Origin of the sequence: Chryseolinea soli, from assembly GCF_003589925.1 — a bacterium.
Lineage (GTDB): Bacteria > Bacteroidota > Bacteroidia > Cytophagales > Cyclobacteriaceae > Chryseolinea > Chryseolinea soli.
In genome coordinates this window covers 7,449,511-7,469,150 of the sequence record NZ_CP032382.1, presented here as the reverse complement: position 1 = coordinate 7,469,150, position 19,640 = coordinate 7,449,511, and the positions used below count along the sequence as shown (strand labels likewise).

At 50.5% G+C, this 19,640-nt stretch carries 13 protein-coding genes; 7 read left to right on the top strand and 6 right to left on the bottom strand.

Annotated elements, in window-relative coordinates:
- Nucleotides 1–22 precede the first annotated feature (22 nt).
- The 4 genes from D4L85_RS30960 to D4L85_RS30945 all read left to right on the top strand — a co-directional run bounded on the left by D4L85_RS30960 (nt 23) and on the right by D4L85_RS30945 (nt 6,165).
- Complete coding sequence (locus D4L85_RS30960) at nt 23–565, top strand: hypothetical protein (protein WP_160144110.1); 543 nt, start codon at nt 23–25, stop codon at nt 563–565.
- Between the two features lie 376 nt (nt 566–941).
- A complete protein-coding gene (locus tag D4L85_RS30955) occupies nt 942–3,197 on the top strand; it encodes a CRTAC1 family protein (protein WP_119757990.1) in 2,256 nt (751 codons plus the stop codon).
- A 53-nt stretch (nt 3,198–3,250) separates the two neighbouring features.
- Nucleotides 3,251–5,470 (top strand): CRTAC1 family protein, encoded by a 2,220-nt coding sequence (locus D4L85_RS30950; RefSeq protein ID WP_119757989.1) that lies wholly within the window; start codon nt 3,251–3,253, stop codon nt 5,468–5,470.
- A gap of 227 nt (nt 5,471–5,697) precedes the next feature.
- On the top strand, nt 5,698–6,165 hold the full coding sequence (locus tag D4L85_RS30945) for a hypothetical protein (protein ID WP_119757988.1): 468 nt from the start codon (nt 5,698–5,700) through the stop codon (nt 6,163–6,165).
- 55 nt (nt 6,166–6,220) lie between these two features.
- Here the strand turns inward: D4L85_RS30945 and D4L85_RS30940 are convergent, their stop codons facing one another.
- On the bottom strand, nt 6,221–8,815 hold the full coding sequence (locus D4L85_RS30940) for a T9SS type A sorting domain-containing protein (protein WP_119757987.1): 2,595 nt from the start codon (nt 8,813–8,815) through the stop codon (nt 6,221–6,223).
- A gap of 216 nt (nt 8,816–9,031) precedes the next feature.
- Between D4L85_RS30940 and D4L85_RS30935 the strand changes: the two genes are divergently transcribed.
- Nucleotides 9,032–10,885 carry an alpha-1,3-galactosidase-related protein gene (locus D4L85_RS30935; RefSeq protein WP_228450684.1) on the top strand — a complete coding sequence of 618 codons (1,854 nt, stop codon included), beginning with the start codon at nt 9,032–9,034 and terminating at the stop codon, nt 10,883–10,885.
- 163 nt (nt 10,886–11,048) lie between these two features.
- Here D4L85_RS30935 and D4L85_RS30930 read toward each other — a convergent pair whose 3' ends face one another.
- The gene (locus D4L85_RS30930) at nt 11,049–11,642 is read right to left on the bottom strand and encodes a dihydrofolate reductase family protein (RefSeq protein WP_119757985.1); all 594 of its coding nucleotides are present in this window, start codon (nt 11,640–11,642) and stop codon (nt 11,049–11,051) included.
- Between the two features lie 277 nt (nt 11,643–11,919).
- Here D4L85_RS30930 and D4L85_RS30925 point away from each other — a divergent pair, with 277 nt between their 5' ends.
- Nucleotides 11,920–12,345: a hypothetical protein gene (locus tag D4L85_RS30925; protein WP_160144109.1), complete on the top strand. Its 426-nt coding sequence runs from the start codon at nt 11,920–11,922 to the stop codon at nt 12,343–12,345.
- A 534-nt stretch (nt 12,346–12,879) separates the two neighbouring features.
- Complete coding sequence (locus D4L85_RS30920) at nt 12,880–13,161, top strand: hypothetical protein (protein WP_119757983.1); 282 nt, start codon at nt 12,880–12,882, stop codon at nt 13,159–13,161.
- A gap of 69 nt (nt 13,162–13,230) precedes the next feature.
- Here D4L85_RS30920 and D4L85_RS34890 read toward each other — a convergent pair whose 3' ends face one another.
- The 4 genes from D4L85_RS34890 to D4L85_RS30900 form a co-directional block, all read right to left on the bottom strand.
- Nucleotides 13,231–13,848, bottom strand: a complete 618-nt coding sequence (locus D4L85_RS34890) for a hypothetical protein (protein WP_228450683.1) — start codon at nt 13,846–13,848, stop codon at nt 13,231–13,233.
- 209 nt (nt 13,849–14,057) lie between these two features.
- Nucleotides 14,058–17,516, bottom strand: coding sequence for a two-component regulator propeller domain-containing protein (locus D4L85_RS30910; protein WP_119757982.1), 3,459 nt, complete (start codon nt 17,514–17,516; stop codon nt 14,058–14,060).
- A gap of 335 nt (nt 17,517–17,851) precedes the next feature.
- Nucleotides 17,852–18,982, bottom strand: coding sequence for a flavin-containing monooxygenase (locus D4L85_RS30905; protein WP_160144108.1), 1,131 nt, complete (start codon nt 18,980–18,982; stop codon nt 17,852–17,854).
- A 172-nt stretch (nt 18,983–19,154) separates the two neighbouring features.
- Nucleotides 19,155–19,370, bottom strand: a complete 216-nt coding sequence (locus D4L85_RS30900) for a hypothetical protein (RefSeq protein ID WP_119757980.1) — start codon at nt 19,368–19,370, stop codon at nt 19,155–19,157.
- Nucleotides 19,371–19,640 lie beyond the last annotated feature (270 nt).

Below are 19,640 nucleotides of genomic sequence, written 5' to 3'. Positions count from 1 at the left end.
TCAAATCTTAAGGCCCGTAACATTGAAAAAAATAGCGTCCATAGCGTGCGTTGTCCTGCTGCTCTTTAATGTGGTGGGCTACTATGGATTGTTTTTCGGATTGCGCTATGCCAACGACCGCGAAATGCAGGAAAAACTGGATGCCGACGCGTTCGATACCTCCGAAACCATCACGATCGCGGTTCCCATCGCCATTCCCTATATGGTGGACTCGCGAAACTTTGAACGGGTGGACGGCAAAGTGGAGCACAACGGCGAGTCCTATCGCCTGCTCAAGCAACGTTTCGAGCGCGACACGCTCTACCTGGTGTGTGTGAAAGACGTTCAGGACCAACGCATCGACCAGGCGTTGGCCCGGTTTGTGAAAACGTTTACCGACCGGCCACAAGACGCTTCGCATCAAACGAAGATATTTGCCACGTTCATCAAAGACTACGTTGCGCAGACCTTTTCCATCCGTACGCTGGCCCTGGGCTGGCAACAACAGCGGGTAGACAAAATCATGGTCGTGGCCACCCCCGCAGATTATCACCCTTCCATAACACACCCTCCTAAGTCTGCGTGACACAGAGGTCTTCTGTTAAATTTTTTCTATCCGCACAAGACGATGAGCACATGATCGCGTCGCGCGCCCTGCGCCGGCAAGACGTTTGTATTTCATTCGCGTCGTCCGTGCTCACGACATGCCGGTGATGACCGGCATGGATCGTGCGTAGCAAAAGTTTATCCAACAACCTCAGGTCGTTGCTTTGTGCATGACCTTGCCAAAGACAACTCCGCGACACCGCGTCGCGATTTCAAATTAGTTTTTTTATTCGATGGGGGATCATCCGGCGAATGGCGGTGCGTCCAATAACGACGACCGTCTTTTGATCGCCGGCAATGCTTGTCAAGTACACAGACATGAGCGGTCTCCATCTTAAAACTGAGGGAATTCTGAAATGAAACAAAAGATACCTTCGATGCTGGCTTTTGCGATGACCGTTGTTTTGGTCGTCGCCTGCAGCATGGAGTTGCAGCCCAGGAAAGCATCCAGTCACAAAGAAATGATTCGCATACTGAAAAGTGTGAAGAACGATTCGTTTAATCATAAAAACATATTCGCTCCGGAAGCCAGACTTCCTTACCTGGACTCGTTGCTGGCCGCGCCCAACAGCACAGCGGGAGAGATCCGCCATAGCCAATATCAGAAAGCCATCGCCTTGCTGGAACTGGGGCGCGAAGAGGAAGCCGTCCGCCTCCTGGAGCGTCTCACCAAAGACAACACGCCCTATCTGACACCGGCCATCCGGAAGACGCTGGCTGTGGCCTACCTGCGCCAGGGCGAGCGTTCCAATTGCATTGCTAATCATGCCGCCGAATCGTGCATACTGCCCATCCAAGGTCTGGGGGTTCACCAGGATCAGGATGGCTCGCGCAAAGCGATCGCTCTTTATCAGGACCTGTTGAAGACAGACCCTGGCAACCTGGAAGCCCGATGGCTGCTGAACGTGGCCTACATGACATTGGGGGAATATCCACAACACGTACCCGCCAAGTTTCTTCTGCCCGACATGCAAGGCGACACCACGTTCCAGATCAACGCCTTCCAGGACGTTGCCGGCGACCTGAAGCTTGACATCAAGAACATGGCCGGCGGAAGCATCGCCGACGACTTCAACAACGACGGCTACCTGGATCTCATCACGTCGGGCTGGGGTCTGGCCGATCCCATGCACTTCTTTGTGAACAATGCCAACGGAACGTTTAGCGATGCGACCGACAAGTCGGGCTTAAAAGATATTACCGGTGGACTAAATCTCTTGCAAGCCGACTATGACAACGATGGCAACAAAGACGTGCTGGTCTTGCGGGGTGCGTGGAAAAGGGACTTTGGAAAAGAACCCAACTCGCTCCTGAGAAACAACGGCGACGGCACTTTCACCGATGTGACCACCGCCAGCGGCTTGCTTTCGTTTCATCCCACGCAAACGGCCACCTGGAACGACTTCAACAACGACGGCTGGCTCGACCTTTTCATCGGCAATGAAACTGTGATCGGTGGAAACAACGAACAGCATCCCTGCGAACTTTACATCAACAACCAGGATGGCACGTTCCGGGAAGTGGCGCGCCAGGCGCACTGCGATGTGCTCAACTATGTGAAGGGCGTTACCTCTGGCGATTACGACAATGATGGCTGGAAAGATATTTTCATCTCCACCATGGACGGCGAACGAAAGCTCCTGAAAAACCGGGGCCTGCAGCAAAAGGAGATCGTGTTCGAAAACGTGACGAAAGCGGCAGGCCTCGCCGCAGAAACCGGCAACACGTTTCCCACCTGGTTCTGGGATTATGACAACGATGGCTGGCTCGACATTTTTGCCTGCGACTATACCTTCGAAAAATCGCTGGCCTATTATTCGGCAGCCGAGAAGTTGAACATCGCCGCCGGCAACCTCGAAAAAATGTTGCTGTACAGAAACAACCACGACGGCACCTTCACCAATGTCGCCAACGAAGTGGGGCTCAACAAAAATGTGTTTGCCATGGGATCGAACTTTGGCGACATCGACAACGACGGCTTTCTCGACATGTACCTGGGCAGTGGCAACCCGTTGTATCAATCGCTCGTCCCCAACAAAATGTTCCAGAACATCGGCGGTAAATCCTTTGCCGATGTGACGGCGTCGGCCCGGGTTGGTCATTTGCAAAAGGGACACGGTGTTTCGTTTGCCGACATGGACAACGACGGCGACCAGGATATTTACATCGAGATGGGCGGTGCCTATGAGGGCGACGCTTATCAAAACTCTTTCTTTCTGAACCCCGGACAAAAGGACAACAACCGCTGGATCGACCTCACGCTGGAAGGCACCACTTCTAACCGCTCGGCGATTGGCACACAAGTGAAGCTGACGTTCAAAGAAAAGGGCATCGCCCGGAGTGTTTACCGCGATGTGAATTCGGGCGGCAGCTTTGGGGCTTCGCCGCTGCGACGCGAGATCGGTGTGGGACAGGCAGAGATCATCGACCAGATCGAAATCCGCTGGCACGGCAGCGGCAAGGTTCAGGTCTTCAACAACATCAGGCCCAACCAATTTCTGAAAATAACGGAAGGCAGCGACGCGATCGAATCGGTGCACCTCAACGCGATCCAATGGGTGTTGCCCGACCGGTTGTGTTATCCGATGGTGAGCAAAGCCAAAAGGAATTGACCGGTCGCTGGCCGATCGGAAGGAATAAAAGAAGCTCGTATCAAAACTAAACTATGAAACCAAAATTACTTTTGTCGATACTCATGTTCATGTGTGTGGTGCAGTCGTGCCAGCACAAGCCAACGTGTCATGAAGAGATGGTCGCGATCCTGAAGAAATTTGATCAGGAGGCCAGCGTGGCGAGCAACCAATGGTATCCGCAGGCTGGGCTCGTGCACATGGATTCGCTTTTGAAATCGCCGCACAGCACGCTCAGCGAGATCCGGTATTGCAAATATTTGAAAGCAGGGATCCTTTTGGAACTGGGTCAGGAAGAACAATCCATCCAACTGCTGGAAGAATTGACCAGCGCGGATGTGAACCACCAATTTCTGCCGTTCTGGAAAGACCTGGCGTTGGCTTACCTGCGCCAGGGTGAACGGTCGAACTGTATTTCGAATCATGCGGCCGAATCGTGTATCCTTCCCGTGAAGGACATGGGCGTGCACAGCGATCCGGAAGGCTCCAGAAAGGCCATCGACATTTTTACAAAACTCATTGCCCTGAATCCGGGCGATCTTGAGTCGGGATGGTTGTTGAATCTGGCCTACATGACCTTGGGGGAATATCCCCAGGGTGTGCCGCCACAGTATTTGATCCCCAACCTCCAGGGCGACACCACGGTGAAAGTGAAACCGTTTCAGGACATTGCCGGCGAGTTGAAACTCGACGTGAAGAACATGGCCGGCGGAAGCATCGTGGAAGATTTTGACAACGATGGCTATCTCGACATCATGTCGTCGGGATGGGGCACCACTGAAGGAATGCACTATTTCAAAAACAACGGTAATGGAAGCTTTACCGATCGCTCCGACAAGATCGGACTGGAGGGCATTACCGGTGGACTGAATATCGTGCAGGCCGACTATAACAACGACGGCTTCAAAGATGTGCTGGTGTTGCGGGGGGCGTGGAAAATGGAATACGGAAAAGAACCCAACTCGCTGCTGAAGAACAACGGCGATGGCACCTTCATGGACGTGACCACCCAAGCCGGTCTGCTCTCTTTTCACCCGACGCAGACCGCCACCTGGAACGATTTCAACAACGATGGCTGGCTTGACCTGTTCATCGGTAACGAAACGCCAACCAACACATTGGCCGAAAAGCATCCGTGCGAACTGTTTATCAACAACCAGGACGGCACCTTTCGGGAAGTGGCCCAGGAAGCACATTGCGATGTGGTCAGCTTTGTGAAGGGCGTGACGTCGGGCGACTATGACAACGATGGGTGGAAAGACCTTTTTATCTCCACCACCAGCCGCGAACGGAAATTGCTCAAGAACACCGGGCAGCAAGGCAAAGAGATTGCCTTTATAGAAGTGACGTTACCGGCCGGTCTGGCCAATGAACACGGAAATTCTTTTCCCACCTGGTTCTGGGACTACGACAACGATGGATGGCTCGACATCTTTGCCTGCGACTATACCTTCAGCAAATCGCTGGGCTATTATGAAGCGGCAGAGAAACTGGATTTGCCGGCGGGCAATCCCGAGAAGATGTTGCTGTATCATAACAATCACGACGGCACCTTCACCAACGTGGCCCCCGAGGCCAATCTGAACACCAATGTGTTTGCTATGGGAGCCAACTTTGGCGACATCGACAACGACGGCTTCCTGGACATGTATCTGGGCTCGGGCAACCCCGACTATAAATCGCTTGTGCCCAATAAAATGTTTAAGAATCTCGGTGGCCAAAAGTTTGCCGATGTCACGGCCTCGGCCCGCGTGGGACACTTGCAGAAAGGCCACGGCGTTTCGTTTGGCGATCTTGACAACGACGGCGACCAAGACATCTACATCGATCTGGGTGGCGCTTACGTTGGCGATGCTTATCAAAATTCGTTGTTCCTGAACCCAGGCCAGAACAACAATAATTGGATCTGCCTGATGCTGGAAGGGACCAAGTCAAATCGCGCTGCGATCGGTTCTCGCATAAAGATCACGTTCCGCGAAAACGGTGTGTCGCGCAGCGTGTATCGCGATGTGAACACGGGCGGTTCGTTTGGCTCATCCACGTTGCGCAGAGAGATCGGGTTGGGGACCGCGGAGAAAATAGACGAAATTGAAATACGCTGGCATGGCTCGGGCGACGTGCAACGCTTCAAAGATGTTAAGGTCAATCAGTTCTTAAAGATCAAGGAAGGAAGCAACACCGCCGAACCGGTGAATCTCAAACCCCTGATGTGGACGTTGCCGGACAAACTGTGTCTTCCGGTTGGGAACAGTTGAGACGGGTTTAGACCACACAGCAAACATCGCCGGAGGGAGGCAGGTGGCGCCCCGGCGATGTTTGCATTTTTCCACAATACTTTCAGAATCCCACAGACTAGCTTTGGAAGGCTAATCAAAGTTAACAGGAGCGGTGTGCCATGAAAATCGCGGGTGGTTTTTGCTGAATGATTTTGGCGGAATTTCCATTGATATACTGATATTTGGCTTGAAAAATAATACGTAGGATGTGTGAATGTTCGGCATATTCAGATTTAGAGTTAATTCGAGAATCAATTGATAAACGAATTGCCACGACGAAGAAACTGAAAAAACAATTGCAATGGGTGGCAGAATCTCCGGCAGGGGATAGTCTTTATAAATGTGATGGATGTCAGCAGTTATGGCAAAGCAGCCATGCTTGGAATTGGGGAAACAAGGAATACTTATTTAAGGTGCCAACCATTGCTGTTGCAGATTGGATGGAAGAATTCTTTGCCCGGCCTGATCAAATGTTACTTTATTCGGGGATGATGCATGATTACTTTGAAAAGAATAAGTTTGTCGTGTCTGATACACCGTGCCGGAAGGAGGGTTGTGGTCATAACGCGCTTGTAAATAATGTTCTTTGCAAGGAGCATTTTATTCAAAGTCTTCAACAATTTGGAATGCTCCCGAAATTTCCGGAGGGCAGGATGTTTAGTCCTTATGGTTAATAAAGGTTAGGGCAGGCCTACCGACGGCTTTGGCGGTTAATATTTTCTACAAGACTTACTGAACAACGATCTTCCGGTGAACAACCTTATTGCCCTTTCTTATCCTTAAATCATACAGCCCGGCGGGGAGATGATCGAGGTGAATCGTACTAGGTTCTGGTCCGAAGTCTATGGATTCGGAAAACACAACACTACCGGTTGTGTTGAATACGGAAATATCGGCTGGGCCGCGCAAAGCGTTGTCACCCTTTAGATTCACGGTTCCCTGGGCTGGGTTGGGATAGACGAATACGGCATCGGCGGCAGCAGATTCGGTTCCGTTGATCACCACCGATACCGAGGCAAAATCCACGGAACGACATCCGTCGGGGCTTACACTGTATACCGCATACGTGCCTGTTTCTGTAGCATGGACTTCAGAGCCATGTTCGTTCAGGGGTTCGTTGTTCCACATCCAATCATACGTGCCGCCGCTTCCACTGGCCACTAATTCGGTGCCCGAGAGCAACGCAACAAGCTCCGGCGTTGGCGGCAATGCGTTTGCCGTTACGACCGTGGCGTCGGATGGCAGACTCTCGCAACCATCATTTACTTTTACGGTGTAGTGGCCACTTTCATTTACTTCGATCGCTTGCGTGGTGGCGCCGGTTGACCATACATAACCACTGAAGCCCGCAGGCGCGGATAGCGTCACCGTTTCATCTGCACAAAAGACAACCGGACCACCGGCGGTGATCGTTGCCACCGGCAGGGAATGCACCGTTACCGTAACAGCATCCGACGCGGGACTCTCACAGCCGTCGTTTACCTTAACCGCATACTCGCCGCTTTGGCTTACTTCAATCTCCCGTAAAGTTTCTCCGTTCGACCACCGGTAGCCGTCAAAGCCTTCAGGAGCGGAAAGCTTTACGGTTGCGCCCGCGCAGAAATCAATTGGCCCATTGGCCGCGATGGTTACTGCTTCGGGCAACGCATTTACCGTTACCGCAGCAGGAGCCGACACCGGACTTTCGCATCCATTGCTTACGCTTACGGTATAGCTTCCACTTTCACTCACCAAAATCTGACGCGAAGTTTCTCCGGTAGACCAGGTGTAGCTGTTAAATCCTTCGGGCGCCGAGAGGGTAACGCTTTCACCCGCACAAAATGTAAGCGTACTTCCCGCGGTAATGATCGGTTGAGCAGGTTGACCAAACACCAGGGTAATGGCCTGCGCAACCGTGGTGCCGCATTCGTTGGTCATCGTACAGATCCAGGTTCCTGCATCTGCTGCGCTAAAGGCAGAGAAGCTTAGGGCGGTTGTCGTCCGCGAAGCGTCCACTACGTTGTTGTGTTTCCAGGTAACCGTAGTGGCATTAGCACTGACCAGGTCAAGGCTGAAGGCGGCGCTGTTGCAGATCGTGTAAGTTGTTGTTGTCGGAGATTGGTAGGCCGGCTTGCGGCAAACTTGTACAAAGGAAGGCGCAAATCCCTGTCCATTGAAACGGCCTGCAACGCGGATCTCTTCTGAAACGGGATTATATTCAAAGACGCCATATTGGGTTGCCCCGTACAATTTTCCATTCGTACTGCTGATCAAACCGGAAGGGAAGATCCCCATGTCGTAGATCGACTGGCCCGTAAGCGTAAAGTCATGCTTTTTGGTAAACGTGTTGGTTGTTAGATCGAACTCGAATAATACACCGCCGCCCGCATTCAGGCCGAGGTTGGGTTCCGGGATGCCTCCGCCGTGCGCCGTGCCATAGAGCTTGCCGTTTTTCGAGCGCACCAGCGAGGTGGGTTCGTAGTTGTACACGCTGTTGGCAAAGTCGTAGACTTTGGTGTAGGTATTGGCCGCCGTGTTATAAGCGAAGATTACACCCTTGTTATTGACGCCGCCATAGTTGGTGGTGCCATAGAGATTGCCGTTCACTTCGGCAAAGAAGCCGTTAAACGAATAGCCGTAGTCGATCAGGCAGTTGGCCCGGTAACGTATGGCAATGGTGTTGTTGGCAGGATTCACGCGGACAATCGAGCCCATGTTGGGATTGCCGATGGGGCAACTTGAATTGGTTGGTGTGGCGGCATAAAGGAAATTGTCGGCCGCTTTATAAAATGCCTGGCAAAACTGATTTTGCAACGTACTGTTGGAGGGCCCGCCCTGGTAGGTAGGCACGGTAAATGGTTTGGTAAACACCCCGGTGGCGACATTGTAGGAGAATACATACCGGCCCTGATACATCAGCCCGAAGATGACGCCGGGCGAAACCTCTGTCAGCGACGGAACGCCCTCTGCCCTCGGTGTGGTGATCCCCGGAAGGTGAGCATTGTTGGGACCAAAGTGCTCGAGCACCCTAAACCGATCGGTAGCCAGGTCGTATTCAAAAAAAGTCCCGGTGGCAAAGACCCCCGTGCCTCCTTGTCCACCCGCCGACGCAAGTCCGTACAACTTGTTGTTGCTGGCCAGCAGGATGGCACTGATGTTTTCGCCGTCGACGCTGCTTTGAAAATCGTGTACGATCTCCAGGTTGTCGCCAATGGAGTCGGTCTTGAAAAGAAAACCGTTGCCGTAAAGGCCGCCGAAACTGGAGGAGCCCCAAAATTGCTTTTGGGCATGGGCTGCAGACAACGAGATATAACACAGCGATAAAATAAACAGGGTCTTGCGCATTGTTAAAAGTAGTACTTGGGTACAGATTTTTGCGGGAAGTGTAATATTTTGCAGTTATATCGGTTTTTACAAGGCCAAGTAACCCCTAGGGGGATCGTTGAAAACCGGACACCCTTGACGAGGGCTTTAAAAATAGGGTTTGTATAACAAATCGTTTAATTTCAAATTCTCTACGACGATGTCAAAAAGACGGCAGTATTGTCACAATGGATTCTAATGAAAATAGAAATGAAAGGAACAGGGTTGAAATGGTTTAGCAGTTCGTTGGCAATTTTTGTATGTGCTTCCGTATGGGGACAGGATACCCTTCGGATAAGTGACTTTTCGTTGATGCCCGGCACGCGTGAAAATGCTGTGGGCATCGTACAGAAGGCGCTGGCGCAGTGCAGGGAGAAGAAGGTGCCGGTCTTAATTTTTCCGAAAGGACGATACGATTTCTGGCCGCAATACGCCATTGAAAAAGAATATTATGAATCCAACACCGATGTCATCGCGCTTCGGCGGTGTGGCATCCTGATCGAGGATGTGAAGCACCTGGTGATTGACGGTCAGGGGTCGGAATTTGTTTTTCATGATCGGATGCAGCCTTTTACGGTTGATCATAGCGAAGACATCGTCATCAAGAATGTGAGCATCGACTGGGAAATACCGATGACGGCTCAGGCGGAGATCATGGATGTAACTGATCATTACATCGACATCGCCATCAATGTACTGGAGTCTCCTTATATCATTGAAGAGGGGAAGCTCACCTTCGTGGGTGAGGGATGGAAGAGCCGCTGGACTGGCGTGATGGAATTTGAAAGAGAGACGAAACTGATCGCCCCACAAACGGGAGATGCGGGATGCTTGGGGGCGGACTATGAGGATTATAAAGCAGAGCAGGTGCGTTATGGTCTCGTCCGGCTTCACTACGCTTTTAAAAGAAAGCCGGCCAAAGGCAACTATCTTGTCCTTCGGCACAGCGATCGGGACCATGCGGGTATGTTTATTGTGGACAGCAAGCGGGTTTCTATTGAGCATCTGAACATGTATAATAACGCCGGCCTTGGAATCCTCTCACAATATTCACAAGATCTGATGTTCAAAAATGTAAACTCCATTCCCAACCCTGCCAAGAACCGGATCTTTGCCGGCCACGACGATGGCTTTCATTATTCCAATTGCAAAGGGTCGATCGTGGTGGATAGCTGCCGGTTTCTTGGATTGATGGATGATCCGATCAACGTCCACGGAACATCGGTGAGAATTGTGGAGCGGAAAACGAATCGAACGTTGGTGTGCAAGTTTATGCACCATCAGAGCGTAGGGTTCATCTGGGCGAGGGCGGGGGAGAAGGTCGGCATCATCGAAAACAATTCCATGCTGACGATCGGCAGCGCGACAGTCGAATCGTTTAAAACGATCACACCCGAGTTATTTGAGATCACGTTCCAGCAACCTGTGCCCACGAGCGTGGCAGAAGGCTATGCGCTGGAGAATCTTACCTGGACGCCGGATGTCCACATCAAGAACAGTTTCTTTGGGAGCAATCGCGCCAGGGGAATTTTGATGTCAACGCCCGGCCGGGTGATCATCGAAAACAATACTTTTGAAAGTAGCGGGGCAGCCATTCTCATTGCCGGCGACGCCAATAACTGGTATGAATCGGGAGCCGTCACCGATGTGGTGATACGGCATAATACGTTCAACGACCCCTGCATGACTTCGATGTACCAATTTTGTGAAGGAATCATCTCGATTTATCCTGAAGTGCCGAAGCCCCAGGTGGGTCATGCCTTTCATCGGAACATCCGGATAGAAAATAACACCTTCCATCCCTTTGATTTCCCGGTGCTTTATGCGAAGTCTGTTGACGGATTGGTTTTTTTCGGGAACACGCTTATCCGGAGTCATCGTTTCTACCCTTTTCATACACGCCAGTCGACCTTTACATTTGAAAACTGTTTGAATGTTCAAGTGACGGGCAATTCTTTTGTGGGCGATGTGTTGGGGAAAAACATCAAACTGATCAATACCAGTCGCAAGGCGGTTAAAATTGATAAGAAACAGGGACTGGTCATTGAATGATGTGAAGGCAGCTGGCCAGAGGGCTCATGTAGCCCTAAGCTAAGGCATGGGTTATTATGAATACCCTCAGCTTGGAGAGCTTGTCATCAACAAAATAGAGATGTGCATAGCGTTTTATTTTGGAATGGTTTTATCCACCCCAAAATAAAACTATTGTTTTTTTTTATATGGTAACATCGCCAGTCATGACTTTCCCATCCCGCTTGTAATTGGCTATAATAACCCCTTTTGTTGTCACATGGCTTTCGGTCAATGTAAATGCTGCAGGGATCGCTCCGTTATCGAACAGCTTTTTTCCTTTGCCCAGAATTAACGGGTAAATTTTGAGCCGGAGTTCGTCCACCAGGTCATGCTGAAGCAACAGGTGAATGAGCTCGCTGCTACCCCAGACCTGAATGTCGGCACCCTCTGAACGCTTAAGCTTTTCGATGTCTGCCACACTTTTGAGGAAAACGCTATTTTTCCAATCTGATTTTTCCAAGGTCTGCGACAGGACGTATTTGGTGCCCTCGTTGATGCCTGGCCAAAAGTCAGCATGTTGGGGCCAGTAGGGTGTCCAAATATCAAATGTTTTTCTGCCCAAAAGGTAGTCTGTTTGTTTCAGCTCTTCTTCCATGATCTTTCCAAAAAGCTCGTCACTATAGGATGCCGTCCAGCCGCCATATTTGAAGCCGCCGGATGTGTCTTCTTGAGGTCCACCCGGTGCTTGCAGGACACCATCTAATGAAATCATGGATATAACCGTTATCTTTCTCATACGCTTCTAATTTTTAGAGTTTATTGAAATTGTTTTTTTTTTTTTGACTTATTGACAATACAAAGATGACAGTCATTTTCAGGATTGACGCTGTGTAAAAACGACAACGTTGGGTGGGAATCCCGACAAACATTGGTGTTTTCAGGGGATCATTAATTGGTATTGACGTTGAATATACACAACCCATCGTCATTGATCCCCGTGCACTCCAGGCGTGCCGTTGACCCCTATCATCTGCGTCCTGCAAAAGGATGGATCGGGAGTACCAGGTGACTCCGTGAAGACAAAGGAAGAAGTATCGGAAATGCGATTGTTGCTGTTGAGCAGAAAATACCTTGACCCAACCTGCTTTTTTATTTGGACTTTAGGGTTCAGAAACCCTGATAATGGGGGGATTGACCGTTTAAATTTTTCGGTATCTTCATTGAAACAACAGGCTATGTTGACCGAACATGAACGTGAGGAACTTTCCGGGCAGATGGCATCTGTGCGGAGCAAAATGAACCTCATATGCGATTTGTTACATGTGGAACTGATGGAAACATCTATCCTATCCTCCATTGACGCAAAGCGAGAACGCGAACAAGCCTTGGTTATAAAAGTCCGTGATTTAAGAAAGGCAATTGAATATTATGTTATGAATCATAAAATCTATCCCATCAATCGCAGGATAGACGCAAATAAATCCGATCCCATTAGTTAGATAAACAACTTCCCGTCATCTCAATTGTCGTCCGCCAGCATAATGTTCCGGGTTCCTAACGGCCGGGATGGATGTATATGACGTTTCTGAGTACGTGTTTAACCGTTAAATGAAGGATTTAACGTATTCTAAAGGGAGAATTTCTATAGATTCATATAACGTCTTTGCTTCACTGAAGACAGTTCAACCGAAAAGATGTGATCAGGCGGATCACATCTTTTTAATTTCTCCAGGGGCAACGGCAACTAAAGACCTCTCGCGCCATTCGCTATGACCGGCTAAAAAAGTCGCTCTTACTTTTGAGTCTTTTAACCGTTAAATGAGAGATTTAACGTATTCAGGAAGTGCGATTCTCGTACATTCACATTGTTCTAGACATCACCAAACAGTTCTTATCGGAAAAGATGTGACCAGGTGGGTCACATCTTTTTTAATTCCCGATCAAAATGGGAGCGGAGATTGCCCTCCATTATCAAACCAATCTCCGGACCTCGATCCATTTTTTTAATTGGTAAAGCTTAACCAGTAACCGCAGTGGACCCTATCGAATATTGGCCTATCGTTCTTTTGGTATTGGTGTTTACCGTGACGCTACTTTCCGAAAAAGGAAGTGTGATCCGGAAAGTGTATGCTGCCGTTACGGTGATGATGATGATCTTGTCGGTGTTGGTTGTGGGGTATATGGTTGTTGTGGGATTTCAGTATGCGGTGAATAGTCAAACACCGGAGCCTCACCTGTTCCGGTTTGCGGTGAGTTTTGTCGCCGTGACGTTGATACTGATGTATTTTAACAGGTACTTTAAAGAGGGGCGATGATAATCGATTTGCTAAGAATTTGCGGTAGCGCTTCGCGTAGAATAGTGAAGTGAAAAACTGAGACGTCCGTCATTTTGCCCTGTGGGACGTATTGGTAGCATTTACCTCCCACGTCTTGCCGTTGTCCGGAGAAAAGGCCTGACTCCAAACGGGATTGTTTGGATCGGTTTTGTCCCAAAGAAACACGACGATGATATCCTTACCCTTGAATTTGTCTTTACAAAAAAACTTGCCAATGTTGCCTTCAAACGACCCTACCACGGGGACATCCATTACCCCGACATTGCTGTCTGCCCAATAAATACTCCAGAGTTTTGTCTTCGGATTGAACAATCGAAGGGCGATTCCTTCAAAGGGCTTACCGTCAACCGTCGTTCTATAAACATCCATATTGCCAATGCCATTGAGCAGCTTGTGCATTTCGACGGTAGATTCAAATTCGATCCACTCTTTGCTATTCGTTAATCGTGATTTAAGTTTTTTGTCTTTCAATACCCATTTCCCCACTAAATAATCAAAGTCATTTTGAGACGAAGTGGCGGATGCGTGAATGTCAAGTTCACCGGCAGCGGTAAACTTCAATTCGCCTATTGATAAATTCGTGTTCGTCTGTCCGTAAATTGAGTTGGCCAAGAACAGGCTTGTCACGTAGGTCATTAGCGATAGTATCGATTTTAAATTTTTCATAGATTCTGTTTTATTTAGTTATGCAAGGCATATTGAGCGATCGCCAGAGCTGATTCAACGTCGGCTTCGAGACCGGTCAATCCTATGTGGCGCTTTTGGCGAAGATAAAATTTGCTCGTAAATATCCCTCGCGACATCATCAGTATTTGGTTGAAGCTTGTGAGAATCACACCAAATAGGTGATCGACTCGCGACAGGGATGGAACATGTTAATTGGGTGTGGTCCAGCGGTTCTTGAAATATACTTTGAAGGTTGTGCCTTCATCTACCGTGCTGTCTACTTCGATCTTTCCGCCCAGGGCGAGGATCTGGCTCTTCACCAGGTAAAGTCCCAGGCCTTTGCCCTCGACGTGACTGTGAAATCGTTGGTATAGGCTGAAGATCTTATGCCGGAACATGTCGAGGTCTATACCCAGGCCGTTGTCGGTCACGGTGAGGCGTATGTATCCGTTTACGGTTTCTGTTTTCAGACTGATCACCGGCGTGCGGGCTGGGTGACGGTACTTGATGGCGTTGCTCAATAGATTTTGCAACACGCTTTCTACGTAGGGCTTTACGCTGTAAATACGAGGTGCATCGGAAAAATCGGATCGGATTACACTGCGTGTATCTTCAATTTCCTTTTCGATATAGCGCTTCACGAGCATGAGTTCTTCGTCGAAGCGCACTTCTGTTAGAGGGCTTTCGTTGTTCTTCCGGATCTCGAGTATGGTGTTCAAGTCGCGCACCACGCGGTCGAGCTCGCGTGCGGTGGCAACCATTTTTTCGTAGACCATAACACGTTCCTCTTGGCTTACGGCGCCGAGGCCAAGGATGTTGCCCAACCCCAGGATGCGCGCGACAGGCGCGCGCAGATTGTGGGCCGAGATGAAGGCAAACTGTTCCAGCTGCTGGTTATAGGCCAGCAGCTCCTTGGTACGCGACTGCACTTCCTGCTCGAGGTTTTCGTTGCGGGCATGGATGTCCTCGTTTTGTTGGGCAATGGTGGCGTATGCTTCTTCCAGCTTTTCCTTTTGTGCAAAGACGATATCGCGCTGGGCCATGATCTCGTCGCCGCTTTGCTTCAGCTCTTCGTTTTGCGCTTCGATTTCCTGTTGCCGGTCTTGCAGGAGCAGGTTCTTCCCGGTAATATCTTTGTTCATTTCCTGCAGCTCATGCGTGCGCTCCTTCACGATCGTGCTGAGCTTCCGTGCCTGGTTGGCGATCACGCGGACACGGTAACGGTAAAAAGCATAGGCCGCGGCCACGATCGCCACGGCCACCGCGAGCTTGAAGGCCACCGTCTCGTACCAGCGCGGGAGGATGTGGATGGTCAGTGATGTGCCGGTTTCGTTCCAGATCCCGTCGTTGTTGCAGGCTTTTACCCGGAAGACGTAGTCGCCCGGTTCGAGGCTCGTGTAGGTGGCCGACCGTTGCCCGTCGGCAGCGGCGATCCAGTCGTTGTCGAATGGTTCCAGCTTGTAGGCATACTGATTGCCTTCCGGCCACGAATAGTTGAAGGCGACAAAATCGAGCGAAATAAAATCGTAGCGCGACGATAGCGAGATTTCTTTTGTTTCGCTGATCACATCTTGCAATGGGCTGTCACTGCTATCGGCATACACCGACTTATTGAAGATCTTTAAGTCGGTGATCAGCACGGGCGGAACGATCGCGTTGTCTTTGATGCTGTCGGGATCGAACGCGACGAGGCCCTGAACACTGGCAAAGTACATTCTCCCGCTGGAGGCGTAAAGGGGTCTGCCGTAAAACTGGCTTGTGGGCAAGCCATCGTCTTCGGTGTAGACGGTTGCCTTTTGCGTGGCGAGATTGTACCGGACCATGCCTTTGTTGGTGGCGAGCCAAAGGTTGCCGCGCCCGTCTCGCAAAAAGTTGTTGATGGTGGTTTCGGGGACGTGCTCCTTGTCGCCATAGTGCTGCACTACGCCGCTGACGGGGTCATAGACTTCGAAGCCCGGGGCCCCCATCATCCAAAGCCTGCCCAAGGAGTCAGCTGAAATCGCTTCGGCATTCTTGAGACGGAGGGCGTCGGGCCGGGCTACAAATTTTCGGGCCACAGGATCGAAACAGCTCACACCGTTGCCCCAGCTGCCCAGCCAGAGCAAACCGTTTTCATCGCGGCAAAAGGCTACCACATTTTCTTCGCGCAGGCCGTCGTCGGTACTGTAGGTGCTAAAGGTGCCGGTGCTTCGGTTGTAGATGCTGAAGCCGCTGCCGAGGGTGCCGACGTAAAGTGTCCCTTCTTCGTCCAGGTAAAGACACCAGAGCTTGTCAGACCCAACTGCGGTTGGGTCGCCTTCACGAGGCATAAAACGCTGGCATTTTTTTGTGACAGGGTCAAACCGGCCAAGTCCGCCACCCCACGTCGCGATCCACAGGCATTGGGCTTTTTCATCCCACTCCAGGTCGACCACAAAGTCGCCCGGGATGCTGTTGGGATCTTTCGGATCGTGCCGGTAGGCGGTGAACGTTTCGTGCCCTTCGTCAAAGAAACCTATTCCACCGCCGTCGGACCCAATCCACAACCCGGCGCCTGGCTGTTCTGCGATGGCCGAGATCTTGTTGTTGGACAGATTGGGTTGATGGCTCAGGTTTTTCTGATAGATCACAAAGGGTTTCCGGTTTGCATCGTAAAGGCAGATGCCCCGGCTGTTGGTGCCCACCCAGACATTGTTTTGCCGGTCGCGATAGATCGCATAGATTGAATTGTCGCTGATGCTGCGCGAGTCGAGCTCGTCGTTTACATAATGATAGAAGCGGCCGGCCACGGGGTCGAATATATCCAGGCCCCCGTTTTCAGTGCCCACCCAAATTCTGCCGGCGTTGTCTTGCCCCAGGCAACGGATCACGTCCAGCGCGAGACTGCTGACATCGTCGGCGCGGTGGCGATGGTGTGAGAATGTTTTTCGATCGCGGTCATAGCGGTTCAGGCCCCCATCGGATCCCACCCACATCACGCCGTTGCGATCCAAGAGAAGATCGTTCACGTTGTTGTGACTGAGGCTGCCGGCATCGGCGGGATTGTGCGTGAAGTGCTGGGTGATTTGCCGCGCCTTGTTCATGATGACCACACCGATGCGCGTACCGATCCAAAGGTTACCCTTGCGGTCGAATTCCAGCGATGTGATGTCGAGCGCGTTTTCGTCGATCAGAAAATGTTGAAAACGGTCCGAGGCGCGGTTGAAGTAGTCGACGTAGCCGTTGGAGAAGGCGAGCCAGAAATTTCCGTCTTCGTCTTCCAGGATTTGGTTGATGCGCCCATCGGAAATGCTGCCCTCGCGCGACGGATCGGGGACATAGGAGGTGAAGCTGTTGGAGGCACGGTTGTATCGGCTCATGCCGCCGGTCGTGCCGATCCACAAGTCGCCGTGGCGGTCCTCGAGCATGGCGATGGCCGCGTTGTCACACAATGAAGTGGTGTCGCCGTTCTTGTGGTAGAATGAGGTGAAGGTGTAGCCGTCGAAACGGTTGAGCCCTTCGACGGTCCCAAACCACATGAAGCCCTGGCGGTCCTCCAGGATGGAGATCACTTTGTCGTGCGACAGGCCCTGGAAACTGGAATAATGGCGAAAGGGAACAAACGGCTGTTGTGCCCGCACAGCCGGCGAGTGCATCGCGCCGAGCATGATTGCAACAACGATCAATGTATGGCAATACACGCGCGGCATACAGGGGGGTTTGTGCTTTGGAAGTTATCAAGTTTTTGTCAAAAACCGCCAAAATCGCCGCCACGATTTTCTCGTTGTGTAACACCATTGACGAGCAGCGATGTGATCTTCCTGGATGTGACCGGTGTCACGGCAGAAGGGCACCTGCCGGGCCACCATCAGCGCCGCAACACAACAACGCCTTTTGGTCATTGTCGTCAACCGCTTATCCTTGTCTGATGTTACCACCGTGCCGGCCTCAGGGAATGTGCGCTTTTTGTTCTAACAGTTGGCCACCCACTTCTGTTCTCCGTGCTGCTAACATGAATGACCAAGCCAAAGGGCTTCGTCGTGGGTCAGGACATAATTTTCCGACTAATGTCCCGCGCTATTTTTTGTGCATCGCGCGCAATTTCCCGGATCTGGCCCGTGGGTGAAATCCAGAACCCGCAAAAATACAGGCCGTCTTTGCCAAAATACTTTTGCTTGTCGAGGCTGACTTTCAGATCGTCAAACCGCGCGTGCTCAACTTCGATGATGTCTGCATAGTCTCTGTAGTAGCCAATGCCGGCCACGATAGCATCAAAATTATCATGGCTGCCGTCATCGAAGTGAACCGTTTTATGCTGGATATGGTCGAGGTCACGGCGTATGGCGATGTGCCCCTTTCGAATGAGAGCAATCGTACCGATATCCAATACAGGAGCTGCCCCGTGTTTTTCAATTTGCTCGAGCGGACCATAAGGTGGTTTTCTGAGACCCAACCTCGTGATGTCTCCAACCAGCAATCGGATTAACGGAGCATTCATTTTATCCGCCAACCTCGGAGGGAGGAAGTTCATCAGCAACGCCAGTTGCAGAATGGGAATCCCGAAGATGTCGCGGGGTACCACATTTACTGCGGACCGGACGGACATGGATGGTGTCGCTCCTTGTTCAAATAAGTCTATGGCAATCTCGCAGGCCGAATTGCCAAATCCCACTACCAGAACCTTCTGGCCTTTAAAATCCTTGCCGGTTTTATAGCCATAGCTATGTAAAATTTTTCCGGGGAAGGTTTCCATCCCTTTAAAATGTATGGGCTTAGGCTTACCAAACGGCCCCGTTGCCACGACGACGTATTTTGATTGATAGGTATGGCTTGACGTTTCAGTGATCCAATCGTCGCCTTGCTTTCTGACCGATAGCGCCTCGGTGTTGAAATCAGGATGGATCTCAAACTCCTTTTGATAGCCGGTTAAATAATCGACAACCTGCTGCCGGGAAGGGTAGAGGGGAATGGATCTATCAAAAGATCGATACGGCAGCCCGGACAATTTCTTGCTGGTATGCAAATGGAGCCGCTCATAGTGATTCCTCCAGGCCGGAACGACTTGTTGCTGCTTCTCGATAATGCTATACGCTATTCCTCTTTTTTTAAGGGAGGCGGCACTGGCTAACCCGGAAATGCTGGCACCGATAATGAGGACTTGTGTTTCTTTTACCATAGTGGACATGTGAGATCTAAAATACGATACGAACTCCAGTTCCAGGGCGCGTTCATGCCGATTTTGGGGTGAAATATGATTCTATGGGGTGAATATGATTCCAGATCTATCGCAAGTCTGTCGAGTTTGAAAGCTTTCCTGATAATTGAAACATGCAACGTTTCAGATAAAGTCATTTATTCTTAGTTTTTTCATCATCCTTGGCGCTGTCATCTTCCTCTTTTTTGCCAAGTTCTGAAACGTCACGTAGCCTGAGTTTATCCAATACTTCACAGATGCTTCCTACCTTCTTCTCCCTAAAATCCCGTGCGCTGGTGATGGCGGTTGAGATTTGCTCTGTTATGGAGAGAATTGATTCAAAGGGCGGACACCCCTGGACGGTTGTCATCGGCTATTAATTCATAAAGATCATCCTCAATGTTCGCCATGATTTGCTTGTAAGCTTTTGGGATTTGAGAACTTGAGCCTTTTATATATTCATCAAGCTGCCTGTAAAGTTTTAGCCGGTTCTTTTGCTTTGAGTCGACAATTAATTGAAGGATCAATTGGTCGATGTCAGTCTTTAACTTGTTGTATTTATTTAGAACGCTGAGTACGGCCAGGGTGTCGGGTACCACCGTAGTTTTATTTGAGATAAGGATTCTTTTTTTAAAGGCCT